The organism is Pseudoalteromonas luteoviolacea (assembly GCF_018100925.1).
Lineage (GTDB): Bacteria > Pseudomonadota > Gammaproteobacteria > Enterobacterales > Alteromonadaceae > Pseudoalteromonas > Pseudoalteromonas obscura.
The window spans coordinates 317,614-343,826 of the sequence record NZ_JAGJEH010000002.1 but is presented as its reverse complement, the minus strand read 5'-3'; the positions used below and the strand labels follow the sequence as shown (position 1 = coordinate 343,826).

At 41.8% G+C, this 26,213-nt stretch carries 25 protein-coding genes; 14 read left to right on the top strand and 11 right to left on the bottom strand.

All coding sequences use genetic code 11. From position 1 onward, the window contains the following. The first annotated feature begins 8 nt into the window (after positions 1-8). The 3 genes from J8M00_RS04385 (at position 9) to J8M00_RS04375 (ending at position 4,237) form a co-directional block, all read left to right on the top strand. Complete coding sequence (locus J8M00_RS04385) at positions 9-668, top strand: CoA transferase subunit B (RefSeq protein WP_023400452.1); 660 nt, start codon at positions 9-11, stop codon at positions 666-668. 314 nt (positions 669-982) lie between these two features. Continuing rightward, on the top strand, positions 983-1,831 hold the full coding sequence (gene htpX / locus J8M00_RS04380) for a protease HtpX (protein ID WP_211009124.1): 849 nt from the start codon (positions 983-985) through the stop codon (positions 1,829-1,831). A gap of 414 nt (positions 1,832-2,245) precedes the next feature. Then, positions 2,246-4,237 (top strand): methyl-accepting chemotaxis protein, encoded by a 1,992-nt coding sequence (locus tag J8M00_RS04375; protein ID WP_211009123.1) that lies wholly within the window; start codon positions 2,246-2,248, stop codon positions 4,235-4,237. A gap of 24 nt (positions 4,238-4,261) precedes the next feature. On the opposite strand, the gene arsJ is transcribed toward J8M00_RS04375, so the two are convergent. Then, complete coding sequence (gene arsJ, locus J8M00_RS04370) at positions 4,262-5,470, bottom strand: organoarsenical effux MFS transporter ArsJ (RefSeq protein ID WP_211009122.1); 1,209 nt, start codon at positions 5,468-5,470, stop codon at positions 4,262-4,264. Positions 5,471-5,474: 4 nt separating this feature from the next. Further along, positions 5,475-6,485, bottom strand: a complete 1,011-nt coding sequence (locus tag J8M00_RS04365; protein WP_211009121.1) for an ArsJ-associated glyceraldehyde-3-phosphate dehydrogenase — start codon at positions 6,483-6,485, stop codon at positions 5,475-5,477. A 282-nt stretch (positions 6,486-6,767) separates the two neighbouring features. Here J8M00_RS04365 and J8M00_RS04360 point away from each other — a divergent pair, with 282 nt between their 5' ends. The 4 genes from J8M00_RS04360 (at position 6,768) to map (ending at position 9,853) form a co-directional block, all read left to right on the top strand. Then, positions 6,768-6,926, top strand: a complete 159-nt coding sequence (locus J8M00_RS04360) for a hypothetical protein (protein ID WP_023400447.1) — start codon at positions 6,768-6,770, stop codon at positions 6,924-6,926. 130 nt (positions 6,927-7,056) lie between these two features. Continuing rightward, on the top strand, positions 7,057-8,508 hold the full coding sequence (gene rsmF, locus J8M00_RS04355) for a 16S rRNA (cytosine(1407)-C(5))-methyltransferase RsmF (RefSeq protein WP_211009120.1): 1,452 nt from the start codon (positions 7,057-7,059) through the stop codon (positions 8,506-8,508). Positions 8,509-8,883: 375 nt separating this feature from the next. After that, positions 8,884-9,090, top strand: a complete 207-nt coding sequence (locus J8M00_RS04350; RefSeq protein WP_211009119.1) for a ParD-like family protein — start codon at positions 8,884-8,886, stop codon at positions 9,088-9,090. Continuing rightward, on the top strand, positions 9,071-9,853 hold the full coding sequence (map, locus tag J8M00_RS04345; RefSeq protein WP_211009118.1) for a type I methionyl aminopeptidase: 783 nt from the start codon (positions 9,071-9,073) through the stop codon (positions 9,851-9,853). The genes J8M00_RS04350 and map overlap by 20 nt, the downstream gene beginning before the upstream one ends. A gap of 16 nt (positions 9,854-9,869) precedes the next feature. Here the strand turns inward: map and J8M00_RS04340 are convergent, their stop codons facing one another. From J8M00_RS04340 to J8M00_RS04325, 4 genes are all read right to left on the bottom strand, one after another. Then, positions 9,870-10,553 (bottom strand): hypothetical protein, encoded by a 684-nt coding sequence (locus J8M00_RS04340; protein WP_211009117.1) that lies wholly within the window; start codon positions 10,551-10,553, stop codon positions 9,870-9,872. A 226-nt stretch (positions 10,554-10,779) separates the two neighbouring features. Continuing rightward, complete coding sequence (locus J8M00_RS04335) at positions 10,780-11,157, bottom strand: hypothetical protein (RefSeq protein WP_211009116.1); 378 nt, start codon at positions 11,155-11,157, stop codon at positions 10,780-10,782. Between the two features lie 99 nt (positions 11,158-11,256). Continuing rightward, the gene (locus tag J8M00_RS04330) at positions 11,257-12,126 is read right to left on the bottom strand and encodes a helix-turn-helix domain-containing protein (protein WP_211009115.1); all 870 of its coding nucleotides are present in this window, start codon (positions 12,124-12,126) and stop codon (positions 11,257-11,259) included. A 204-nt stretch (positions 12,127-12,330) separates the two neighbouring features. Beyond that, complete coding sequence (locus J8M00_RS04325) at positions 12,331-12,750, bottom strand: hypothetical protein (RefSeq protein ID WP_211009114.1); 420 nt, start codon at positions 12,748-12,750, stop codon at positions 12,331-12,333. Between the two features lie 177 nt (positions 12,751-12,927). Here J8M00_RS04325 and tsaA point away from each other — a divergent pair, with 177 nt between their 5' ends. The 3 genes from tsaA to J8M00_RS04310 all read left to right on the top strand — a co-directional run bounded on the left by tsaA (position 12,928) and on the right by J8M00_RS04310 (position 16,425). Continuing rightward, entirely contained in the window at positions 12,928-13,659 is a 732-nt protein-coding gene (tsaA, locus tag J8M00_RS04320; RefSeq protein WP_211009113.1) for a tRNA (N6-threonylcarbamoyladenosine(37)-N6)-methyltransferase TrmO, read from the top strand. Between the two features lie 94 nt (positions 13,660-13,753). Then, positions 13,754-15,475: a proline--tRNA ligase gene (locus J8M00_RS04315; protein WP_211009112.1), complete on the top strand. Its 1,722-nt coding sequence runs from the start codon at positions 13,754-13,756 to the stop codon at positions 15,473-15,475. 149 nt (positions 15,476-15,624) lie between these two features. Beyond that, a complete protein-coding gene (locus J8M00_RS04310) occupies positions 15,625-16,425 on the top strand; it encodes a UDP-2,3-diacylglucosamine diphosphatase (protein WP_211009111.1) in 801 nt (266 codons plus the stop codon). Positions 16,426-16,427: 2 nt separating this feature from the next. Here J8M00_RS04310 and J8M00_RS04305 read toward each other — a convergent pair whose 3' ends face one another. The 3 genes from J8M00_RS04305 to J8M00_RS04295 are packed head-to-tail and all read right to left on the bottom strand — an operon-like array spanning position 16,428 to position 19,228. After that, positions 16,428-17,639: an ABC transporter permease gene (locus J8M00_RS04305; protein WP_211009110.1), complete on the bottom strand. Its 1,212-nt coding sequence runs from the start codon at positions 17,637-17,639 to the stop codon at positions 16,428-16,430. Beyond that, the gene (locus J8M00_RS04300) at positions 17,632-18,420 is read right to left on the bottom strand and encodes an ABC transporter ATP-binding protein (protein WP_211009109.1); all 789 of its coding nucleotides are present in this window, start codon (positions 18,418-18,420) and stop codon (positions 17,632-17,634) included. Before J8M00_RS04300 ends, J8M00_RS04305 begins: the two co-directional genes overlap by 8 nt. Continuing rightward, on the bottom strand, positions 18,386-19,228 hold the full coding sequence (locus J8M00_RS04295) for a DUF3025 domain-containing protein (RefSeq protein WP_211009108.1): 843 nt from the start codon (positions 19,226-19,228) through the stop codon (positions 18,386-18,388). Before J8M00_RS04295 ends, J8M00_RS04300 begins: the two co-directional genes overlap by 35 nt. Before the next feature lie 195 nt (positions 19,229-19,423). Between J8M00_RS04295 and J8M00_RS04290 the strand changes: the two genes are divergently transcribed. Both J8M00_RS04290 and J8M00_RS04285 read left to right on the top strand, forming a co-directional pair. Further along, entirely contained in the window at positions 19,424-21,052 is a 1,629-nt protein-coding gene (locus tag J8M00_RS04290) for a M28 family metallopeptidase (protein WP_211009107.1), read from the top strand. A gap of 72 nt (positions 21,053-21,124) precedes the next feature. Continuing rightward, positions 21,125-22,291, top strand: coding sequence for a putative manganese transporter (locus J8M00_RS04285; protein WP_211009106.1), 1,167 nt, complete (start codon positions 21,125-21,127; stop codon positions 22,289-22,291). 87 nt (positions 22,292-22,378) lie between these two features. Here the strand turns inward: J8M00_RS04285 and J8M00_RS04280 are convergent, their stop codons facing one another. Together J8M00_RS04280 and J8M00_RS04275 are read right to left on the bottom strand one after the other, a co-directional pair. Beyond that, positions 22,379-23,023 carry a DUF2987 domain-containing protein gene (locus J8M00_RS04280; protein ID WP_211009105.1) on the bottom strand — a complete coding sequence of 215 codons (645 nt, stop codon included), beginning with the start codon at positions 23,021-23,023 and terminating at the stop codon, positions 22,379-22,381. Beyond that, the gene (locus tag J8M00_RS04275; RefSeq protein WP_211009104.1) at positions 23,013-23,837 is read right to left on the bottom strand and encodes a glucosaminidase domain-containing protein; all 825 of its coding nucleotides are present in this window, start codon (positions 23,835-23,837) and stop codon (positions 23,013-23,015) included. Before J8M00_RS04275 ends, J8M00_RS04280 begins: the two co-directional genes overlap by 11 nt. A gap of 258 nt (positions 23,838-24,095) precedes the next feature. On the opposite strand from J8M00_RS04275, the gene J8M00_RS04270 reads away from it, so the two are divergent. Both J8M00_RS04270 and J8M00_RS04265 read left to right on the top strand, forming a co-directional pair. Then, positions 24,096-25,400, top strand: a complete 1,305-nt coding sequence (locus tag J8M00_RS04270; RefSeq protein ID WP_211009103.1) for an anti-phage deoxyguanosine triphosphatase — start codon at positions 24,096-24,098, stop codon at positions 25,398-25,400. A 339-nt stretch (positions 25,401-25,739) separates the two neighbouring features. After that, a complete protein-coding gene (locus tag J8M00_RS04265) occupies positions 25,740-25,877 on the top strand; it encodes a hypothetical protein (RefSeq protein WP_211009102.1) in 138 nt (45 codons plus the stop codon). The last annotated feature ends 336 nt before the right edge of the window (positions 25,878-26,213 follow it).

Here is a 26,213-nt window from a genome sequence, read left to right as displayed (position 1 = left end):
AGATCACCATGGCTTTAAATCGTGAACAAATTGCAATGCGCGTAGCGCAAGAACTTCAAGACGGGTACTACGTAAACTTGGGTATTGGTATTCCGACTCTCGTTGCTAACTATGTCCCCGACAATATGGAAGTAATGCTGCAATCAGAAAATGGTCTTTTAGGTATGGGTCCGTACCCAGAAGAAGACCAGGTTGACGCAGATATGATCAATGCGGGTAAAGAAACCGTGACAGCTGCAACAGGAGCGGCTATTTTTAATAGCGCTGAAAGCTTTGCCATGATACGTGGTGGTCATGTAGACTTAACCGTACTAGGTGCATTTGAAGTGGATCAAAACGGCAATATTGCCTCGTGGATGATCCCGAAAAAGTTAATCAAAGGCATGGGTGGCGCGATGGACTTAGTCGCTGGCGCACAAAATATCGTTGTGACTATGACCCATGCTAGCAAACACGGCGACTCTAAATTGCTTGAGTCATGCACACTGCCTTTGACTGGGGTAAATTGTGTGAAGAAAATCGTCACCGACCTCGCCGTGTTAGAAGTTAAAGATGGCGCATTTCATTTGCTTGAGCGTGCGCCAGGTGTTAGTGTTGATGAAATAATCAGCAAAACTGCAGGTAAATTAATCGTTGAAGGCGATATCCCTGAAATGCAGTTTGCTTGATCTAATTTTACGTGGTTCAACATCATAGTTAATAACTAACACAATTGTACCGACCTCATTCCCAGTGCCAAAGGCGCTGAGTTACCCAAAACCCCTCGCAAGAGGGGTTTTTTTTCTTTGCGCGATGCATCTTAACTATCTCCTATTGAAAACCAAGCCCCTTTACGCTCTTTTTCATACAACAACATCTTGTAACACTTAAACGCCATACTCGGCCTTGAGAAACTCAGCAAGGTCTCCATATTGGAAGTATGAGCTGTTTTTTATCTAACAGAGTAAAACTATTAAGCAAGTAAACTTTTAAAGAGGTGACTATGAAACGCGTGTTACTTTTTCTAGCGACAAACTTGGCCATCATGGTTGTGTTGTCCATCATTCTATCTATTCTAGGGGTTTCGTCGAGAAGCTATGCCGGTATGCTGACGATTGCCGCAGTTTTTGGTTTTGGCGGGTCATTTATCTCGCTGTATATTTCAAAATGGATGGCCAAAAAATCAACCGGGGCTTATGTGATAGAGCAACCTCGTAATGAAACTGAGCATTGGTTAGTAAGCACAGTGGCTGAGCAAGCGCAAAAAGCAGGTATCAAAATGCCTGAAGTTGCAATATACGATAGCCCTGAGATCAATGCCTTTGCCACTGGTCCAAGTAAAAATGACTCACTCGTTGCAGTCAGTAGCGGCCTCCTTGCTGGCATGAGCCAAAGTGAAGCTGAAGCTGTGCTTGCCCACGAGGTGTCGCATGTTGCCAATGGCGATATGGTGACGCTCACCCTTATTCAGGGCGTGGTAAACACCTTTGTTATTTTTATCTCCAAAGTACTGGCCAATATCGTAGATGGCTTCTTAAACGGTGATGAAGAAAGTGAAGGGTTTAGTTGGACCTATATGATCTTCGATATTATCTTCCAAATTCTATTTGGCTTCTTGGCGTCAATGATTGTTGCCTACTTCAGCCGCAAACGAGAGTATGCTGCCGATAAAGGGGCTGCTGAGCTAGTTGGTGCACATAAAATGAAAGCAGCCCTTGAGCGATTGCGTAGCAACCAAGAGTCTAAGTTAGAAGGTTCGATGACAGCATTTGGTATTGCATCAGGAAAAAGCGTAGTAGATCTATTCGCCTCACATCCGCCTTTAGAACAGCGTATTTCCGCTCTATCCTAAAATTTATATGTAAATATTATGTATACTTTATAACCATAGGCCCTCACGGGCCTTTTCCAAGACGATTTACAATAAATTAAATTTAGTGCCTAACTTCTGTATTTTTATCATAAACGGTTATAAAAAATTATATGTATATACAACAATGTCATATAATCTATTTTTCCTGCTATTTAAATAAAAGCAGTACTTAAGTCTTCACTTAAAACCTAAAATAGGTAAAATATCCCCTCATTTCTTAAACAAATAGCTGCAAACGTTACTTTTTGGTTATTTATTAACCGAAATATAACTGTAATATTAGCCGAAACCATACTTTTTGCGTGTATCCATTCAAGGCCCACTTGTTTAAAATATGTAACCCAATTTATTGACATAAAAGCAATATTGTATCTACGTAAGGTAAAAAGAAGTATGCTGATCAAAACCCGATTACTCATTTCATTTATGCTGATTGGTTTATTACCGGCCGGTATATTAGCAATGGTTTCATTATGGACGGCGTCTTCAGCGCTTGAACAACAGGCATATAATCAGCTTACTTCCATCAAGCAAATAAAACATAAGCAAATTGATGATTATTTATCGGCAAGAAAAAGCGACCTATCTGTCATTGCAAAAAAATGGCAGTTGCTCGTAGAGCAAAACCCGACTCTGACTAACGCTGAACTGGCACATAATTATCACGACTTGTTTGACACCTTTATCACACAAAAAGGGTTTTACGACTTCTTCGTTATTGAACGTGACGGCTTGATTAGCTATACGGTTGCTCGAGAGTCTGATTACCAAACTAATTTAGTTACAGGCCCTTTTAATAACTCCGGTTTGGCAAAACTCTTTACTCAAGTCGTTTCTTCGCGACAATTTATCCTTGCTGATTACAGTGCTTATGCACCGAGTAACAATGAGCCAGCCGCATTCATAGGTATCCCAGTGGTTATCGATGGTCAGGTCAATTCAGTACTTGCATTACAGCTGTCTATAGATGCCATCAATGCAATAATGCAACAACGAGACGGCATGGGTGAAACGGGTGAGTCTTACCTTGTTGGCAACGATTTTCGCATGCGCTCCGATTCATATTTAGACCCTATCAACCATACCGTGATTGCCAGTTTTGCAGGCTCAGTCGAAGCAAACGGTGTAGATACTGTTGCAGTAAGAAAAGGTTTACAGGGTATCTCTGATACTGAGATCATTATTGACTACAATGGCAATCCTGTTCTATCAGCCTACCTCCCGTACACTTTTGCAGGATTAAAGTGGGTGCTTTTGGCTGAGATAGATAAAGCCGAAGCATTTGCGCCCGTTTACAAATTATACTGGATTATTGCCGCCATCTTCTTTACCACGATTCTGTCTGTTGCCGTAGCAACTGTTTTGATTGCTCGTTCAGTATTGAAACCACTTGGCGGTGAGCCCATTGAAATGCGCAAGATTAGCGAACGTATTGCTGCTGGCGACCTACGTGAAGAATTCGGTCATGACGAACATGCTATTGGTGTGTATGGCGCAATGAGACAGATGAATGCCTATTTAACCAGTGTCATTGGAACCATTGTAGAAACAACCACTCAGCTCGCTTCGACGGCGACGCAAACAAGTGCTGCGAGTGAGCAAGCGAACGCAAGTTTGCAAGAGCAGCACGCCAACATTGAACAAGTTGCAGAGGCGATTCAACAGACTTCATACTCAATTGACGAAGTCGCTACAAATGCACGAACAGTTGCTGACTTAAGTTTAGATGCAGAAAAAACCTCATTGTCTGCAAATCAAACACTAAGAGACACAGTGACTCAAATGGAGTCTCTAAATCAAGCGGTTGAAAACTCAGAAACTGCCATAAAAGAAGTTGAATACAACACACAAAATATCAGCCGCGTTATAGAAGTGATCCAAGCAGTAACAGAGCAAACTAACCTCTTGGCACTGAACGCCGCGATAGAAGCAGCTCGTGCTGGTGAGCATGGTCGTGGTTTTGCTGTGGTTGCAGATGAAGTCAGACAGCTAGCACAAAAAACACAAGCGTCCACTGCTGATATTGAAAACATGATTGCGAATCTGCAATCAACATCTCAAACTGCGGTATCGGAAATGCATGCGTCTGCTGAAGCGACTCGCCAGACAATTACTGCTGCCAATGACAGCGCGTCATTATTAGAGCAAAGCGTAAATCAAATTAATCAAATTGCACAAAGCGCTCAAACAATAGCGCAAGCGGCACAAGAGCAATCGGCCACAACAGAAGAGATTTCATACAATGTTGAATCTATCAGACAGGCTGCTCTTGATAACGCTGCTGGTGCGGATCAAGTAACCAGTGCTAGCTTAGAACTGGATAAGCAATCAAAAACGCTTAAACAAGTCACGTCTGCATTTAAACTGCCACAACAATTAAATTAAACACTGACATTGGTATGCAAGCGCTTAATCGCGCTTGCTCAATCCAAACGTAAATACTGTTGCAATGACCAACATGGCACTTGAGAGCATCAAGCACACTTCCAAGCCATATAGCTGATAAACCAAACCAGACAGAACAGTACCTAATAATCTTCCCATGGCATTGGCCATATAATAAAAGCCGACATCCATAGAAACACCGTCACTATCGGCTATTTTCACAATTAAAAAGCTGTGCAAAGAAGAATTAACAGCAAATACAGCACCAAAAATCAGTAGGCCAACCACTATCACCACTTTAGGCTGCCATTGTACCCATAAACCCAGTGCCAACAAAGCTGGTATAACTGACAGTACACCAACCCAAAACAACGCCTGCCGATAACTACTTCCGCGATTAGCGGTGATCTTTGGTGCATTCGCTTGCACCACACCATATGCAATGATCCAACTTGCCATAAAACCGCCAACCCACCAATGATCCCAGCCAAATGTTGAAGCTAAAAACACAGGTAGTGCGATTACAAACCACACATCTCTCGATGCAAATAAAAATAATCTGGCGGCGGCCAATAAATTCAACTGGCGGCTTTTCGAAAGTAGTTCACGAAATTTAGGTTTACTCTTTTTCTTGCCTAAGTCTTGTTTCAATAACAACAAACTTAATAACCAAGTAAAGGTTAGCATTGCCGACATAAACCACAGTGCACCTTGAAAACCCATTAACGAGAGCAGTAATCCGCCGAGAAAAAACCCCACACCTTTCAAAGCGTTTTTAGAGCCAGTTAACAGCGCAACCCACTTATATAAGGTATTATCTTGATCTTTAGGCACTAAAAGTTTGATGGCACTTTTGGCACTCATTTTGTTGAGGTCCTTTGCAATACCAGATAGAGCCTGTGCCACCATGACATAAGCAATGGTCAATAGCTGTTCATCTAAAGCCAACATCGTCACGGCAACAATTTGTAAAAAAAGACCAATATTCATGGTCTTATTAAGGCCCAATCGTGCGCCTAACCAACCACCAAGGAGGTTCGTGACGACACCAAAAATCTCATAGAACAAAAATAAAGACGCGATCGCAAGTGGGCTGTAACCCAGTTGATGAAAATAGAGGACCACCAGCATACGCAGTGCACCATCAGTCAAGGTGAAAGACCAATAGTTGCCGGTGATCACTAGGTACTGCTTGATTTCTGGCGACAGCCTGGCCAATAGTGACTGCGTCATGGCCTTAACCCCAGCGCTTTTCAATAACTAAGCGGGCTAAATCAGCTGTTCTATTTGCATATCCCCATTCATTGTCATACCACACATAAAGCTTCACTTGCGTGCCGTTTACCACCATGGTAGAGGGCGCATCAACAATGGCACTTCTTGGATCTGTTTTATAGTCTATTGATACCAATGGACGAGTTTCGTAACCAAGAACGCCAGCCAATTCGCCGTTTGCAGCTTGCTCCATCCAACCGTTGATTTCTTCTGCGGTGGTTTCACGACTCACTTCAAAAACACAATCGGTAATCGACGCATTGGTTAAAGGTACGCGCACTGCATGACCATTTAACTTGCCTTTTAACTCTGGGAAAATATGTGTGATAGCCGTCGCGGATCCCGTCGTCGTAGGGATCAAACTCGTTCCACAAGAGCGTGCACGACGCAAATCTTTATGAGGTGCATCAATGATAGTTTGGGTATTGGTAATATCATGGATGGTTGTCATAGAACCATGTTTAATACCAATATTATCTTGAAGTACTTTCACCACTGGTGCTAGACAATTAGTTGTACATGAAGCGGCGGTTACAATTGGATGCTGTTCAACATCATAATCTTCATGATTGACACCCATTACAACATTTAATACACCCGCTTCTTTTACCGGTGCTGTAACTACAACTTGCTTGACTCCTTGGACGAAATACGCAGCAAGTTTTTCTTTTGTTTTGATTTTTCCAGACGCTTCTATCACCAAATCACACATGGACCAGTCATTTTCTGATACTGATGTTTGTTGAGTGACGCTAATACGTTTTCCTTCAATGACCATGTCATTTTCGTCACTCAAGGCTTCGTGTTGCCATTTTCCATGCACTGAGTCAAAGTTCATCAAATGCGCCAATGTGTGCGCATCTCCCGCGGGATCATTGATCTTTACCAACTCAATCCCAGGTGAATTCCACAACGCACGCATAGTTAAACGACCCATTCTGCCGAAACCATTGATCCCAACTTTAACTTTCATCGATCTTTACTCCAATTTTCAATTTTATTGGTACAAACCTCTGGTGAAGACCATGCTGTGCTGTTCAATCTGCCATAGCGATGAGCCAAGTCCACCAAATTATGGTCATTTATATACGACCTAAACATACGATAAATCATATATTCATTTTTCCATATATGCAATCATGCTTTTGTAATGATTTTGTATCATTTTTATTAATTTTATTTGAAACTTTTTTTCGATTTACTAACATGGAATTAGCAGTAACAAGTAATGTAAAATTGAAAGGAGTTAATCACTATGAAGCTTAAAGTTACCAAAAAGCCACTGAAAAAGTTGAGTTACGATAGCCTACCTCTTGATAAAAAACTGACTCCACTAGTAGGTGGTGCGGGTTTAAGTAATGGCCCAACCCAAGAATGCGAAACTTATTACCACTGCGATTCTGAGACCCCATAACTAATAGATAGACCCCTGCAAGCGTTGTCTTAACACTGAGATGACGTTTGCCCTCTCCCGCCAAATTTGCCTATTCAAAGACGTTTAATGTTAAACTAGACCCAATCCTAGTTGTTTCGAGTATTTAAGATTGGATAAGAATACCTACATCCCAGAAAACTTTATCGAAGACGTTAAAAGCTACCTACCTACACATCTGAATTTAGATGACTTTATTGCATACTGCCAAAAGCCATTGAGATTATCAGTGCGCGTAAATACCCTAAAAATGTCTGTCGAAGCATTTGAACTCGAAGCAAAAAATCTCGGTTGGCAGATAACCCCTGTTCCTTGGTGTCCAGAAGGGTTTTGGGTAGTACGTAGTGAAGAAGAACAGACGGCTCTGCCAATTGGCAACACTGCATTGCATTTAAGCGGGTGTATTTACGTTCAAGAAGCCAGCTCGATGTTACCCCCATTAGCACTGCGAGAAGAATTAATAAACATGGACACTGATCACTATGCAGTGTTGGATATGGCTGCGGCTCCGGGCTCCAAAACGTCTCAGCTAAGTGCGCTCATGAACAATCAAGGCTTGCTTGTCGCTAATGAATTTTCATCGTCACGGTTGAAGGTATTAGCTGCAAATATGAAGCGAATGGGTATAGCTAACTGCGCCTTATCTCATTTTGATGGTCAGATATTTGGCGATTATATGTATGAGTGTTTTGATCATATACAGTTAGATGCGCCCTGCTCTGGTGAAGGTACAGTCAGAAAAGACGCCAATGCACTTAAGAACTGGTCTATTGAGTCAAACATTGACATAGCTGACGTGCAAAAAAGCCTTATTAGAAGTGCATTCCTCGCTTTAAAACCTGGAGGCACACTGGTTTATTCTACTTGTACATTGACCCCACTCGAAAACCAACAAGTTTGTAAATATCTGCTGGAGGAATTTAACGATGCAGTTGAAGTCATACCTTTAAACAACCTGTTCGATAATGCCGACAAAGCCACAACCCGTGAAGGTTATTTGCATGTATGGCCACAGATATTCGATAGCGAAGGGTTTTTCATTGCTAAATTTAAAAAAAGAAACTCTGTCGAGCATCACAACAAAAAAGAGAAAAAAGGCTCTTTTCCATTCGACCCCTTTCCAACAAAAGCACAGCAAGCTTTCACTAGCTATTTAAAAAAGCAGTTTAAAGTTGAACAACTACCTGGCGTGCTTATGCAAAGAGACAAAGAACTTTGGTTGTTCCCAAGCAAACTTTCAGATGTTCAAAATAAAATAAAATATGCACGTTTGGGTGTAAAGGTTGGCACCATCCATAAAAATGGTGTGCGTTTAGAACATGAACTGGCGACGGCATTTGGCCACTTGGCAGCCACCAATATCCATGCTCTCAGCGATCAGCAAGCAGCTGATTACTTTCAAGGGAAAGACGTTCGATTAGAAAAACCAACAAACCAAACAGGTGAAGTCATTCTAACGCTTTGTAATGCGCCGGTAGGGCTAGGTAAATGGCAAAAGACGAAAATTAAAAACAACCTACCTAGAGACTTAATTGCTCAAGGGCAGTTGATAACTTGGGTATAACCTGATTAGAACTTTTTGACAACTTTAAGATTATTAATTCATATAGATATAACATACTGTTTTGTCTATGTTTTAAAAATGTCACTCTGTTTGTAACTTTTGTGGTGTGTTAACTACACTTAAAGAACTTTCTACTTCTCCCTTATGTAATAGAAGGTGTTTAAGTTAGCGCACGGCTCCATATGAGCCTTCCCCTACGCCCAGATTCACACATTACTGGGCGTTTTTTTATGCCTAATTTCTCAATAACAGTCAATGCCGCCCTCCCTTGTCACCTATAAATATTCCATGTATACCACTTGAGCATTTTGCACTTGAATATTTGATGTATTGAACATATCATTTATATACAAATTATGATAATTCATATACGAAATGGGTATTGTAAAAATATCAGAAGAACTTCACGAAGAAATCCGCTTGGCCAGTCAAGTTATGTCTCGATCCATCAATTCGCAAGCAGAGTTTTGGATAAAAATGGGCCGTTTAGCGGAGCAAAACCCCGACAAACCCTTTGCAGAACTTATACAAATTGAACTGGAACAAGTGAAAAAGAAACAGCATGAAATCAGTCACGATTAAGGATCAAAATCAAATTGAAAAAATGAGGCGCTCTGGACACATGCTCGCTTCGGTATTTAAAGCGCTTGATGACTTTATTCGTCCCGGTATCACCACAATGGAGGTCAACGACTTTGTTGAGGCTTATATCACTCAAGAACTTAACGCCATTGCCTCAACGAAAGGCCAATACGGCTACCCGTATGCCATCAACACTTCCATAAATGAGGTGGTATGCCACGGCATGCCAAAAGCCAGTCAAAAAATAAAATCGACTGACATCATCAATGTAGATATCACGCTAAAACATGATGGCTACCTTGCCGATTCAAGTAAAATGTATGTAATGAGCGACGCACAAGGCGCAGCTAAGAAACTTGCAACAGTCACCTATGAAGCAATGTGGCAAGGGATCAAACAAGTTAAACCCGGTGCACAACTAGGAGACATTGGCCACGCAATCCAGTGTTATGCAGAACGACACGGGTATAGCATTGTTAGAGAGTTTTGCGGCCACGGTATCGGCAGCGAAATGCACGAGGGTCCAGACGTACTCCATTTTGGTAAGCAAGGTAGCGGGCTGACTTTGCAAGCTGGGATGACATTTACGATAGAGCCGATGGTCAATCAAGGGCAGCACAAAGTCAAAACACTTAAAGATGGATGGACTGTTGTTACACGAGACCGTAAACTTTCAGCGCAGTGGGAACACACTATATTAGTTACTGAAACAGGCTACGAAGTACTCACATTAAGAGAGGAAGAGCAACTACCACAGCGCTAATAATTGCCCGTCTAAATTATTGGCTATGGCGTTTATCTGCCGCTTTAAGAACCCTGTAAAAATATGCTGATACCAGTATTGCGACAGGGTTTATACCGATAGCCCATGGTTGCTGAAGTTGAAAAATACTAAACTGAAAAACACTGCCCAACATCGGAACCACATTTAGTCCAGTTTGACTTGATACAAAGATATTTAGAAATGCACCATTGGTCAGTTGATAACCAATAAATGGAGACATAAACAAAGGTATTTGAATTGCCCAAAATATCAAATTGTCTTTGATCACGCCAACTGTCGACTTTTCAAATAATCTCACCGCAGCCACGATCCCTAATACATAAATCACGAAAAAAAATGCATAAATCGCATATATGAATAATCCAGAAATATTTGGTAAAGTGGATAACATATGGGTGATCCCTAAAAAAGCGCCCCCTATAGTCAATACCGATGTCACCCTTTTAAACCATTGGTTAAGCTCAATAATCTGATCGTTTGGTATTGAAACAAAAGGTTTCTTTTGCATCGGTTTTTCACAAGCGCTATCGAGTTCTTGTTCTATCGAATGTGGAGACTGTGCCTGCCTACTCTCCAGTTCATCACAAATTTCTTGATACTTTTCAGGGAACGCTTCCCTATCAATATCGGCACAAGCCTGTTGTAGCTCTTGCAGTGAATACTCAGAGTAGCTTCTCATCCTAAAACCTCATATACCTTAGTTAAAAGCCACGGCGTATATACATCGCAGTGTTCAAACTTGTGAGTCTAAGGCGAGTAAAGCACTAAATCAATGAAAGCGTTATGATTTCCATTTCTTATTAAAATTGAGGTCAAAGTACCAGTTACTATAGATGTTTAAATTATAAAATCTCGAATTTGAAAAGGGCCGATATGGTTTAGATCAGCCCTAAATAAGAGGTTTGTTAAGCCAATTTCCTAAAACTATGCAATGCTATTTGAGACAACACAAACAATGTCAATGTAAACATTAAACCAAATAACATAATAGGTTCGTAACCCTCAGTAATCGTTGATATCACTCTAGCGGAGAAGTTAAACAAAAAGTACAAAGACGCAGGTAATATCAACAACCACTCCTTTTTGTATAGTCCAATTGCAGTAATAACCGCCAAACTCAGTGTGGGTGCACCAAGTGTACGTAAGTTGGTAAAACCATAATTAGTCACTGCATTAAAACCACTTGGTTCATTGATAACAGTGGGAAACAAGATAGCTGTCAATGCCGCAGAGCCCAGCACGAGGACAAATATTGCGGATAAAAGTTGGGCTAATTTGATCATAAAATGTATGCCTGTATTTCGTTTAATGATTAGCAGACATATTAGTGAATTCAGTTTCAGCCAACTTGCACAATTGAGTTAAAGGTTTGCACTTTTCAATCAACCTGCCGCTTTTCTCAATTGTGAAGGGGTCAATCGAAAGTGTTGCTTAAATACCCTTGAGAAGTAGCTCAATTCTTCAAAGCCACATTCGAGAGCAACATCAGTCACGCTTCTATCGGTTGTTTTTATAAGTAACGACGCCCTTTCCAATCGCTTAGCTATAAGGTATTTGTTGGCACTCATACCATATACATGTTTAAATTTTCGATTAAATGTCGATGTACTCATATGGCATAAAAATGCCAATTCCTCTACTTTTAGTGGCGAAAATAGATGTGTCTGTACAACTTCTTGCAACAGGGGCTGGTTAGGCACAAATAACTCAGCCAACAGCTCGCGAATTTGACCACTGGTCTCTGTGCAAGCAAATAGCTCTAGCAGCTCCTGAATTTTCAAACCGATCAATAAGTCGGTCATCATATCTGAACATTCAATGTAGTGTTTTAGCGTGGTGAAGTAACTCTTGAGCAGTGTTGATTGCGAAACCAGCACTCTAGGCGTGACATCAAAAGCCTCGGGCTTTGCGCTGACAAATGCGAATGTTTCAGGAGGGTTATTTTGATACAACTTCTGAATGTGCGGCTGGGTTAATCTGACTCCGACAAATTCAACATCACGACATTGTCCATTATCTAACCATCGATTGATAAAGTTGTCAGCTTTCATGAGTAAGGTATCACCAGCTTTAAGTGACAGTGTCTTTCCTGCACAAATTAAAGATGACTGCCCTTTAAATATATGAATTAACCTCGCTTCATTTACTAATCCATCTTGATAGGTATAAGGCGCACTAAACTGTTTGATCCCCATGACCGTTTCACCGTGGTATTGGACACCTTGAAATACTTGTTTGCCGTTCGATGTCATAGATCTAATGTCTTTTTTAGAGGATACTATCTATTTTAAATCAGTTGCTTGTGTCTGTCCTGCTTTATTGAAAATACCCAATATTAGGTAGTTTCGGTTAGTTTAACCTAAGCTTTGGGCACTAAACATCGCGCTTATGAGAGAATGAGCAGTTACACTAGGGATTTTGCGGTCAGAATTACATCACTGATTTGGCGTCGCGGGCTAAATGCTCTCTCTTGCCACGTCAAATAAGATAGTACTCACAGCCGCTTTTAGATCACTAGCAGGCAATAGAGTCTCAGGTAATAGTTTTGCTGAGATAGATTGCGTATACGAGTGCAATAGCGGGTCTAACTTACAAGGGCTGATCAAACCTTCTTTTATACCGTTAAAGGTATCCATAAGCGGCTGTCTGTTTCTTTGTAATTCAAGGATCACATTTGTGCGGATAGGACTATTTTGGCAAAGGTGTTTTTTGCATGCGCGCAGTACAATGCTCATGAAAGTTGATATTTCTGCATTGCTATATGTTGGTTTATTTAATTGGGTACGCTTACTTTGTTGTTTAGCAGAGTCTGCCACACTTTTTTTAAAGCCTAAAGCTCTATCACCGATCAGCTCCATTTCGTCACTTGTCAACATCTCATTCCCAAATCGCGCAAAATACATCGCTATTTCCGTTCTGTTTTTTGGGATAATTATGCGAATAATTCTTATTGTGTACATTACACTTTATTACACGGCCAATTGATAATTTAAATTTGTTGCACCATATACAACAGGATACAATGGCGCTTTTAATCGTTAGAGCCCGCTACCGTGCAATTTGAAGTTGAAGCCATAGGCCACATTGAATCCCCTTATAAGCAGAAGTTTGCGATCCCAAGGCAACCTAGGTTAGTCCCTGAAGCAACCGCTAAACTCATCTTTAGTGAACCATTTAACCGTGAAGAGTTTGTCCGTGGGATTGAAGAGTTTACTCATCTTTGGCTTTTGTTTAGATTCCATGAAACTGCGGATAAAGGCTACTCCGCTCTAGTTCGCCCGCCTCGATTAGGTGGTAATGAGCGTAAAGGCGTATTTGCCACACGCGCAACTTTTAGGCCTAACGGCATTGGTATGAGCGCGGTCAAGCTGGAAGGTGTCGAGTATAAAAATGGCCAATTGGCACTATTACTCTCAGGCATCGATTTGCTCGACGGTACGCCAATAGTGGATATAAAGCCTTACCTCCCGTATTCAGATGCATTGCAAGATGCATCTGCTGGATTTGCCGATACGCGTCCAGAAACCGAAATGACGGTCTCTTTTAGTGAGCAAGCCCAAGATTTTATCGAAAAACAGCGCCAATATCCTGAGCTAATGAACTTTATCAGCAACGTCTTAAAGCAAGATCCAAGACCTGCTTATAAAAAGAAAAAACAACAAACACAAAGCTATGGTGTGAGTCTGTACGAATTCAATATTCGCTGGCAAGTCGAAGATGAACATAACCATGTCATCGAAGTGAGCGTTGAGAAACCACAAACGATAAAAAAACCACAAGATTAAATATCTTCACAGCGAAAATAACTCTTTTTTAGCACCTTAGGCACTGTTAAACTACGTGCCTAATTAAAAACACATAACATTGAACGGAACAAGCATGCGTACCAGTCAATATATTTTAGCGACTCTAAAAGAGACGCCTTCTGATGCCGAGGTGGTAAGCCACCAGCTAATGCTACGTGCGGGTATGATCCGCAAACTCGCTTCAGGTTTATACACTTGGTTGCCGTCAGGTTTAAAAGTACTTCGTAACGTAGAAACTATTGTACGCGAGGAAATGGAAAAAGCTGGCGCAATCGAAATGTTGATGCCTGTCATTCAGCCTGCAGATCTGTGGGAAGAGTCTGGCCGTTGGGAACAGTTTGGCCCAGAACTACTAAGAATTACAGATCGCCACAACCGTCCGTTTGCACTTGGTCCGACGCACGAAGAAGTGATCACAGACTTTGTACGTAAAGAAGTAAGCAGCTACAAGCAATTACCTTTAACACTTTATCAAGTACAAACCAAAGTACGTGATGAAGTACGCCCTCGTTTTGGTGTCATGCGTGCACGTGAGTTCACCATGAAAGATGCATATTCTTTCCACCTTGACGACGCATGTCTTGCAAAGACCTATCAAGTGATGCATCAAGCATACTGTAATATCTTCGAGCGTTTAGGTTTAGATTATCGCCCAGTAATCGCAGACACAGGTTCAATCGGTGGCAGTGTGTCACACGAATTCCACGTACTTGCAGAATCTGGCGAAGATGCTATCGCGTTTAGTACCGAAAGCGATTATGCAGCAAATATCGAAAAAGCAGAAGCACTGGCCCCTGCGATTGAACGTGCAGCACCAAGCAAAGAACTCAATACATTCGACACGCCAAATGCAAAAACGATTGCTGATCTTGCAGAGCAACATGGTGTTAAAGCGCACAAAGGCGTTAAAACTCTTATCGTATACGGCGCAGCCAATGAAGAAGATGAGCGTGGTCTTGTTGCATTAATTGTTCGTGGCGACCACGAATTAAACGAGCTTAAAGCTGAAAAGCTGCCACTTGTTGACTCGCCTCTTGAAATGGCCAAAGAAGAAGATATTGTTGCAGCAATTGGCGCAAAACCAGGCTCATTAGGACCTGTCGGCCTTGATATGCCAATTATTGTTGATCACAGTGCTGCTGTAATGTCTGATTTTGTTGCTGGCGCAAACAAAGACGGTGTTCACTATAGTGGCATCAACTGGGGCCGCGATGTTGCTGACTTTATAACAGCAGATATCCGCAACGTTGTTGAAGGCGATCCTAGCCCATGTGGTCAAGGCACGCTAAATATCAAACGTGGTATTGAAGTAGGCCATATCTTCCAACTTGGTAGCAAGTACTCTGAAGCAATGAATGCGGGTGTACTGGGCGAAAGTGGTAAAAACCAAGTGATGACTATGGGTTGTTACGGTATTGGCGTATCGCGCATTGTGGCAGCAGCCATCGAGCAAAATCATGACAAGTTTGGTATCAAGTGGCCACAAGCTCTTGCACCGTTTGATATTGCCATCGTCCCAATGAACATGCATAAATCTCATCGCATTCCTGACATCGCCGAAAAGTTTTATGCAGACCTAAAAGCAGCAGGTCTTGACGTATTATTTGACGATCGTAAAGAGCGCCCAGGTGTGATGTTCAACGACATGGAGCTAGTCGGTGTACCTTTCACCTTGGTGATTGGTGAGCGTAACCTTGATAACAATCAAGTTGAGCTGAAAAACCGCCGCACTGGTGAAAAAGTCATGCTAGACATTGATTCAGCAGTCGCTGAAATCACTAAGCTAATGGCGTAATCATTTAGCTCCATTAGAAAACGCGCCTACATGGCGCGTTTTTTGTTTTTTGGCTTTGATGAAAATGTCATCATAGCGTCTCAATACTGATAAAAGTTTGTCATCTCGTGCCTTTAACGTAGACATTATTACGCTTGAGAGTAAACAAGATGGATCAAACCTACTACCCCAGCATATGGATTTCAGACGTACACCTTGGATACAAAGACTGTAAAGCAGATTATCTGCTGGACTTTTTAAACTGCACCCGCTGTGACACCTTGTACTTAGTTGGTGATATAGTTGATCTTTGGTCTTTAAAAAGACAGTTTTACTGGCACCCAAGTCATTATCAAGTTTTAGAGTGTATTCAAAAAAAAGCCGAATCCGGCACTCGCGTGATCTACATTCCCGGGAATCATGACGAAACATTCCGCAACTATGTTGATATGACTTTGTTTAACGTTGAAGTACACCACACCTATATACACACGACCTCTGCTGGAAAGCGTTTCTTGTTGCTACATGGCGATGACTTTGATTCAGCAACACGTTACAACAAACTAATTAGTATCATCGGCGACCAAGCCTATGACTTTCTGCTCTTTTTAAACCGCTGGACCAATCGTGTACGCAAACTCTATGGTGGTCATTATTGGTCTTTGGCGTCTTGGTTGAAGAACCGAGTTCATAAAGCGCGGGCCGCCATTGCTGCATTTGAGCAAGCCGCTGTCCATGAAGCAAAGAAGCAAGGTATGGATGGCATCATTTGTGGTCACATTCATCAACCGCGTATCAATGTCACTGACGGCATAGTGTATTGCAATGACGGAGACTGGATAGAAAACTGCACCGCATTGGTAGAAAATGAACAAGGGCGCATCGAGCTTTTGCACTGGTCCGATATACAAAAAGTGTTGAACGTAGTTGAGTTAGAAGCACAAAGCATAGACGGCGTTAAAGCCGCCTAAGGTTATCTAAATAACACAGACTCTTTGCTAAACCAACGTATACAAAACATTAGCAATGCACCTGCAAGTAGGGCCGATGCTACAAATATCAGTCCTACAGCGCTGTGATCAACAGTGCCTTTAATGATCTCTTTGATAGCCAATGACACATTGGTAATGGGGATCCAAGCTGTCGTGGTATTAAGCGACATGTTTGGCATCACAGAAACCACTATGGGCACAAATACCAACATACTCAGCGGTCCCATATAGTTTTGTGCCTCTTTAAACGTACGAGCATAAATCGAAATGGCTAATACCAAAGAGGAAAGCATCACAGCCACGGGTAATAAAAGTGCAAAAATTAATAAAAAGTCCGTAAATGTCACACTTGAGAAAGCGTCGATAATAGTATCAAGTACCCCGATCCCGCCAGCGATCGCAACCCAAATCGCCATGCTCGAAACGGTCACCAAAGCACAGGATATCGAACTTGCTAAAATCGTTAAAAACTTACCAAGCACTAACTGTGTGCGTGTTACAGGTGTTAAAAGCAATGTCTCTAGGGTTCCCCGTTCTTTTTCTCCAGCACCAAGATCAATGGCTGGGTAACTTGCTCCCATTAGCACCAGTGGAATAAGCATATAGGGGATCAGCGCACCTAACTTTTCACCATAGTTTTCACGCTTATCAGCCGTATCGACTTTAGTAATGGTGATCGGTTTTAAAATTGCAGGGTGCTCTTTTTGGGGAGCACCTAAAGCTTCTAGACGTGTGCTTCGAATTTGCGCCGAAAACTTGTTGATAAGTTTTTCAAGGCGCTTATACACAAAATTAATAGACTGAGCGTCATTAAACACCACATGCCAACTGATTTGTTGATGCTTACCCGCGACCTGAGAGTCATAGGTTGCAGGGATCTCAATGCCAACATCTATTTTCCCTGCTTTAACTGCACTTTTTAACGCTTCAATCGTTTCAAACTTCTCATTACCTTTGTAAGGTCGAAAACTTTTGTGATAAAACAACATTTGCTCAAAATCAGGGGATAAAGAGGCGTTGGCAAGATAATAGATGTGTACCTTTTGCTCCGCTTCAAAGGTTGTTTTAGACGCCAAGAAACCAAGCAGCGCAAACAAGATGGGAAAGATCACTATCGGTAATGCAATGACAAAGAATAGAGTCTTACGATCACGTAAAAGCTCTTTAACTTCTTTTAAGAATACTTCAAACATGCAAACTTCCCTGATTAACTATATTCATGAATGCATCGTTTAGCTCACCGCTTTGTCCCACTTCTTTAAACGCTTCGATACTACCACAAAAGCGACTTGTACCACGGTCAATCAAACATACACTGTCACACAGCAAGGCCACTTCATCCAAGTGATGGGTTGAAAAAACCACGGGGGTATTATCAGCTTTTAAGTCGCGGATGAATTCTATGATGTTTTGCTTGGTCATTATATCCAACCCCGTTGTTGGCTCATCCAACACAACGACATCTGGTCGATGCACAACCGCTCGGGCAATATTGGTTTTTTGTTTCATACCTGTCGACAAATGCTCGGCGCGCTTATCCAGAAAATCGCCCATTGATAGCCGCGTAAACAGCTCATCACATCTTGATTTCAGGGCCCTGCCCTTTAAGCCATGTAACTTGGCAAAATATTCAACATTTTCCCGTGCGGTAAGGCGGCCATAAAGTCCTGTGGTACCAGATAAAAAACCAATAGCTTTGCGGCCTTTAAGCGGATTTTTGACAATATTTTGCCCAGATATTTCAATGCTGCCCGCATCTGGTTTAAGCGCTGTCGATAACATCCGCAGTGTGGTGGTTTTTCCTGCGCCATTGGGACCTAACAGCCCCAAGACTTCTCCACGACCACAACTAAAGGACACATTTTCAACTGAGTGAAAAAAACCTTCTCGCTGTCTTGAGTCGCTGCTACTTGTTGTATTTAATAGTTCTTTGGCAAGCTTAAAGCGCTTTTTCAGTCCGTTTACTACTATCACTTACCTTCCTTCTCTTTGGTCTAAAATAGCTTTCATCGGCATAAAATGCCTCATCCTGCACATCATAATGCCAATTTGGGATACCAAGTAAAGGAATCGGTGACATCTGTTTATTATCATCCAAAACTTTGTGCACAGTGATCAACTCGACTAAACGTTCATCTAAATGTCTGTATTGTTCCACTAGAGGTAAATCATAAAAGTCATCTTCAACTTGAACACACAAAAGTTTACCTGTCAGGCCTATAAATGGACTTGTTAACATTTCATAGTTCGCATGCCCAAATACAAATGGACACACACTTGTATGCCAATAGTCTTTTCGCTCGAAGAATGACTCATGCCACAGGTGCGCACGCAAATCATCTTGCCACTGTGTTTCTTTCACTGCTAACACCAAACCGCACTCATCGAATAAGGTTAATGCATTGCGCTTACGACTACGCTCTTTTAATCCATGTAATTGGATCTCTTCCATATGTAAGCGATTTAATAAACTTTTCGTTTTTGGAAACAAGCACCAAATCATAGCCCCAAAGAAATCATGCCAATTGTTCTCTCGAGTAGGAACTTGACCAGTTTGCGCAATGATCTCCTCGTAGTAACGAGTTTCTTCTTCAAGCTTGCTGTTTTCAGTAAAAACAATGTGCTTACCCTGTGCATTGAGTTGATTGGTTTGTTGGTTTAACCATTCAAAACTTGGCCAAGTGTCAAATGCCTTTAAATTAAAGATTGCTTGTAAATGCGCAAATGGAGGTTGTGCCAGCAAATGACTTTGCCAGTTTTCAGGAGGAGTGAACTTTTTCATGCTAGCCGTTTGTACAAATTTCGCCAAAACTAAATCAAGGTGCTTATTTTACCCTATCCCTGCTTAGGCGCAAAAATATAAATGCCCGATGTGCACTTTTCCATCGCACCTATGTGATACATCGGCTAAAGTCGAATTTACTTCGCAGTTATGGTATTAATGTGCCCGGAAGTAATCTCATAAAAAAGAAAGGTCATGAAACTAAAATTAACACTGAGTGCTTTGTCGCTTGCCATTTTAGCAGGCTGTGCAACGACTAAAAGCAACACACCTGAAGACATTGCGACTGCATACAACAGTATTAATGCAGAGCAATTAGGTGAACACATAAAAACCCTTGCCTCTGATGAATTTGAAGGCCGTGCGCCATCAAGTAAAGGTGAGGAGCTAACGCTTGCTTATTTAACTCAACACTTTAAAGCGCTTGGCTATGAGCCAGGCAATGGCAACAGCTTCTTACAAGAAGTGCCGCTGGTATCAATTGAAGCCGATCCAAACATGACGCTGAAAATTGGCGAGCGCAGCTATCCATACAAAAAAGGCATGGTCATGGGCACAAGCCGTATTAGCCCTGAGCAGTCTTTAAACAATTCAGAACTAGTATTTGTAGGCTATGGTGTCAACGCACCAGAGTATGGGTGGAATGACTATGAAGGTTTAGATGTCAAAGGTAAGACAGTTGTGATGCTGGTAAACGATCCTGGTTACGCAACTAAAGACCCTAAAGTGTTTAACGGCAACACCATGACATATTATGGTCGCTGGACGTATAAATACGAAGAAGCGAGCCGCCAAGGTGCAGCTGGTGCAATTATCATCCATGAAACTGCTCCAGCTTCTTACCCTTGGGAAGTTGTAGAAAACTCTTGGAGTGGCGAACAGTTTGGCTTTCAAAAAGAAAACAACAACATGGACCGTGTTGCAGTTGAAGGCTGGATCAGCGTAGATGTTGCAAAAGAGCTATTTGCAGATGCGGGTCTGAACTTTGACGAAGCGAAAAAGAAAGCAGCGCAAGGTGCTTACCATGTCGACATGGGTGATTTAACCGCTTCCGTCGATGTCAAAAGTACCATTAAAAAGTCTGTGTCATATAACTTCATCGCAACACTGCCTGGTGCAAAAAAATCCGATGAGCACATCATCTACTCTGCGCACTGGGATCACTTAGGTGTCGATCCTAATCGTAAGGGCGACAAAATCTATAACGGTGCACACGATAACGCAACAGGTACTGGCGGCATCATTGAAGTGGCTGAAGCATTTGCTAAGCTACCACAGCGCCCAGACCGTTCAATTACTTTCTTAGCGGTTACTGCTGAAGAACAGGGTCTACTTGGCTCTAAATTTTACGCAGAAACACCGGTGATCCCGGCGAACCAAACCGTTGCGAACATCAACTTAGATGCGCTGAACCTACTGGGTAAAGTAAAAGACATCAGCGTTGTAGGTCTTGGCAAGTCGTCATTAGACGGCGTTTTAAAAGAAGTTGCTGACGAGCAGAGCCGTTCGATTTCAAATGAGTCAAACCCATCTGCTGGGATTTACTATCGCTCAGATCACTTCGCATTTGCAAATATGGGCATCCCAGCAATGTATGCAGGCGGTGGCCATGAGCCGTATGATGATGCTACTGCGAAATATAGAAAACGTATGAGCCTTGTATTGCGTGGCTGTTACCACCAACCGTGTGATAGATATAGAAAAGAGTGGGATCTAAGTGGCGCAGTTCAAGATCTTCAACTATTTTTCAAAGCTGGTTATCTAATTTCGCAAGAAGAAGCTTGGCCAACTTGGAGTGAAACATCCGAGTTCCAAAGAAAATAAATATAAATGATATTGATTTTCATTTAATTTAACACTAAAGTGCAACTGTTATTATGTTACCGGTTGCACTATATGCTCTCATATTCTCGTTCTTATCCGTTTAAAACGGCTTCCCAATTTGCCTATCTGGCAGCTAACAAGCGGTTGATACTCCCGCTATTATTGATTGCAACTTTGTTTTATTCCCCCGTTCGCGATATTGCATTGGGTACACTTGCAGATGCTTTTTTTCAAGTCAGTGTGTTTGTTGCAGGTACTTTGGCTATTTACTACTACTTGGTTGAGAAACTCCCACAACTTGAGCTCAGTTATCTAAATCGCAAGTCCCCAGCACTAGAAGTCACAATGGCAGCAGTACTTGGTGCATTGCCAGGGTGTGGCGGCGCCATTATCGTCGTAACGCAATTTACTAAAGGGCAGGCCAGTTTTGCCTCTGTCGTTGCTGTCCTTACCGCAACTATGGGTGACGCAGCATTTTTACTACTGGCCAAAAAGCCGCTTGAAGGCATGGCAATTATTTTGCTTGGTGTAGCGGTAGGTGCACTCAGTGGCCTTGCTGTTAATCTATTCCACAAAGCCGACTACTGTCGCCCTGAACCACATAACAAACAGATAGAAGATTGCGAGCCGCCTACATTTGCAGTACGAATGAGTGAGCCAGTCTGGAAAGTACTGTTATTTCCCTGCCTTGCCATCTCTTTGTTTATGGCATTTAACCTAGACTTAGGACAATTTGAGCAACCCGTTGAGCTACTCGGTGCTGGTATGGCTATTTTTGCTGTCTTAATTTGGGCGCTGTCATCTAAGGGCAAGACATATAAACAAATTACCGCTGAAGAAGAAGAAGTTAAGCCCCCTTCTCGATTAGCAAAAATTCTTCAAGATACGCATTTTGTAACCGCTTGGGTGGTAGCTAGTTTTATGATTTACGAACTGTCAGTAGCACTATTTGGACTCGACCTAGCAGCGTGGTTTACAGAATACGCCATCTATGCACCACTGATCGCCATTATGATTGGCCTGTTGCCCGGCTGTGGGCCACAGATTGTGGTCACCAGTTTGTACATTCAAGGTGTATTACCATTTAGCGCCTTAGCTGCTAACGCGGTGGCAAACGATGGCGACGCGCTCTTTCCAGCCATAGCATTGGCCCCCAAAGCCGCACTTTTAGCCACTGCTTACTCTGCAATTCCAGCATTATTTGTCGGCTATGGTATCTACTATTGGAATTTGCCCTAACCTGTTTCAAATAAGCATATAAACAACCAGAACCAAAAAGCGACCTCATGGTCGCTTTTTTATTTTTTGAATCTTAAGTCGTCAGGTTTACTTCTCTATCCAAGGTTTTGCACTCACTAACTTTGTCATGACATTGAATCGGCTACTATCATTTTCCCAGTTATCTTGCACTTCGAAGCGACAGCGGTTTTGTTTACAACTAACGTGTTTCCCTGACAAAACAACCTTGTCAGAAAATTCCAATGTCACCCCTTTTTGATCCGGTAACATAAATGACAGCAATTTCCCGATAAACACCCCAGACAGATCACTCAAAAGCGTTTCAAACTCGCGATGCAATTGAAAAACTTTTCCTTTGGTGAGCTGTTGGTTTGTGAAGTGTGCCGACTCTATCTGAATTTTTATTTCGCAATATTCAGCCGTTTTGGGTTTTACAACTACCACGGCTTTGTCTTTATCAAGTTTGTCATCTATTGGCAGTAACAGTTGAGCATCTTTAGTATATTGTAACGGCAATGATATTTGCTCTGTTACAATTTTACCTTCAGCTATGTCACACGGGCGCTTATTTTGCCCTTCTACCAGATAGAAATTAACTCGAGCAAATTCAAACTCGCCTTTTTCAACCACCTTTAGACGATCGTAAAACCCTTCATAGGAAGCCACAAACTCTTCAGCTAAACAACCAAAACTGCTTGATAACAACAGTATTGGTAGAACCTTATTCTTCATCAAAATAAGCCTTGTTATGTCTGATCATATCATTGAGTTCTTCAATGTAATCAATGCCTCGTTCTGAGTACGACATTAAACCCGGCGTTAAAGCGGTGGCAGTAATTTCTTGCTTATCAGCTCTTAACTGCGCGCGCACAGCTCTAAGCTCACGATAAGCATCATGGGTGTTTATATTTCTAAAATACGAGGTCACTGACGCCCTAACAGATTTAAACGCAGCAACTTCATGGGCAGCTTCATCTGCTCGACGTTTAGGGACCATGCCGCAGCCCGCGCGATAACACCACTGTCCAAAAAAATTCAAGCCAATGCGTGCAAATCGCGAGGTACCCCACGCTGATTCATTTGCCGCCTGCATTAATGCCAACTCTTTGGGAATAATATCTACTCGTTCAAGGGCTAATTTTAAACTCTCGACAGTAATCTCTTGTTGATCTACCTTATAAAGTTTGAAGATATTCTCAACTCTTTGTATTTGCACATCGCTCAAGGACTCTTCAAATTGCAACATCATAAGCGCAATTTCAATGCTGGCTCTCTGCTGTAGAATAACTTTGTTTTCCGCCTCAACATGAGGCTTAATGAAGTCAAAAAAGCGCTTTTTCTTCGTAGCGATATCTTTAATTGAGCCAAAGTCTGGTAATTGAACATCGTGTAAAGGTTGTTCTGGTAAAGTGACTTCTGGGGTCTCAACAATAATTTCTGGGACTTCTACAGGCTCAGGTTGCTCTGGTGGCTCGGTTATAAATGGATACATAATTGCGAATAAACAAACAGCAATTAGTACAATCTTAATCAAATTAGAACGCATGATTCTCCTCTCACTAGTACCTACCAAACGAGCTGTCTGAATTTCCTTTGTCAGATATTGACTCGTCGTACTTAGTTCATCTCATAAAACGGCGGCTGATTATAGCAACAATCACCGTTAAACGCGAATTTATGCCAATCCATCGCGAAAATGAGCTTTTTTCCCATCTAGACCAAGTAATTACATTTTTAACTTTGCATCGCTATACTAAAACGAAGATGACGAATTTAGACGATAATCAATCCCATAGAGTACTTTATGACCCAATCCGCATGGCAACAACGTTTGCTTAACCAAGTTAAGAATCGCCCAAATGATAATCGCTCAGCTTGGCAGGTTGATCGTTCAAGGATCATCCATGCCGCTGCTTTCAGACGCCTACAATCCAAAACGCAAATAATGAGCATAGGTGTCAATGATTTCTATCGAACTCGATTGACCCATTCATTAGAAGTGTCTCAGATAGGTACAGGGTTACTGCGCCATCTAAAGCTGCAAAACCCCGAATTTGAGCACTTTCCATCAGCTAGCCTAATTGAAACCATCTGCCTAGCCCATGACATCGGACACCCTCCATTTGGCCACGGTGGTGAAATCGCCCTCAATTACCTGATGCGAGATCACGGAGGGTTTGAAGGGAATGCTCAAACATTGCGGATCGTCACCAAATTGGAACCGTATTCAAATGGCTATGGCATGAACCTGACTAGACGGACTTTGCTCGGATTTATCAAATACCCGGCTTACATCTCAAAGCTGTTGATGAAGCCCCAAGTCACCAACCCCAATGAACGTTTTATTTACACACAAAAGTGGTTCCCCGCAAAAGGGGTTTATGATTGCGATAAAGACGTTTTTGACTGGATACTTTCGCCTTTGTCAAATGAGGACAAAGACCTTTTCACAACGCACAGCCCAGTTGATGAGTTTAAATCTAAAACAATTTATAAATCTCTGGATGCAGCTATTATGGAATACGCAGACGACATTGCCTATGCGGTCCATGATTTAGAAGACGCCATAGCGACAGGTACTTTGTCAGAGCGAGACTGGTATAACTATGCTATGCCAGCATTTAAAGAAATCAATTCACCTTGGTTGGAGCAAAACCTAGCAAGCCTGACCCACAGGCTATTTTCCGATGACGAGCCACTTCGAAAAGATGCAATTGGTGAGCTGGTTAATATATTTATTGTCCACTGTACATTGGTAAAGCACAACGCGGATTTTGACGATCCACTGCTAAAAAACACCGTCAAGCTTAACGCAGAGTTTGAAGCCATTCTCAAAGTTCTTAAGCAATTTGTATATCAACGTCTTATTCGTGAACCGACCATGCAGCAAATAGAGTTCAGTGGCCAAAATATGTTAATCGACCTATTTGACGCCTTTTCAAGCGACCCTGTGCGCCTGCTGCCTTATACCGCGCAATCGCAGTACCAAAATGCCGTTGATGATATCGCAAAAATGCGGGTGCTCGCTGACTACCTATCCGGCATGACTGATGAGTATGCAAGGCGATGTCACGCTAGATTGTTTGGCAATAGCATAACGCGGATTTAACAACTTACTCGCGTTTCTCCGGCTCAAACAATCAGGATCGTAAATACATTGCACATTTAGCTGTGGCTACTTTCAAATTGCACTGCTAGCTGGAAAATCCACATTCGTTAGACAATAACACGTTAGTTATGTTGCCTTTTAGGAGAAGACGTCTCATTTTGTAAGCACCGCATATTTAAGATAACTAGGTTTGATACACACTGGTTAAGAAGTACAAGTCACCTTGTCGCTTAAAAAGTTTAGTAAATTAATAGCAACTATTTTGAAACTTTTATTTGTTTAAAATTAACAATCGGTGCTAGAGTGATTATGAACCAATCAAAAAAACAAAGGATTAACATGAAACTAAAATTACAGAAAGGCAATCTAAAAAACTTATCTGGCGACAAGCAATTACTCAATAACAAGGCAACCAAGCAAATTGCTGGCGGTTGGTCTTGGGAGTGCACAACTGGCTGGGCACGCTGTGAGCCATAAGTACTCTTAGTGCTAGGGTCATAGAAAATTAACTATGGCCCTAAATGCAATGTACTTGTCCTATCAAAACCCGACGCAACAAGCTAAACCACCTCAATAAAGCATACCCTTATGCAAAAGCTATAAACAGAAGCTTGAGTAATGATTGAAATATACAAAATTTTGAATCCCGCTTTGATGATTAGTTAAAAATGATGAACCGATAAGGAAATTCAGGTTTCTCTCTAAGCGCCATCCAATATGAGTTGAACTAAAAATAACAGCTAAATATGTTTCTGTTCATCACTCAGGTACGAGTAGGAAAGGATATAAACTCATTAATAAACTGAGGTATAT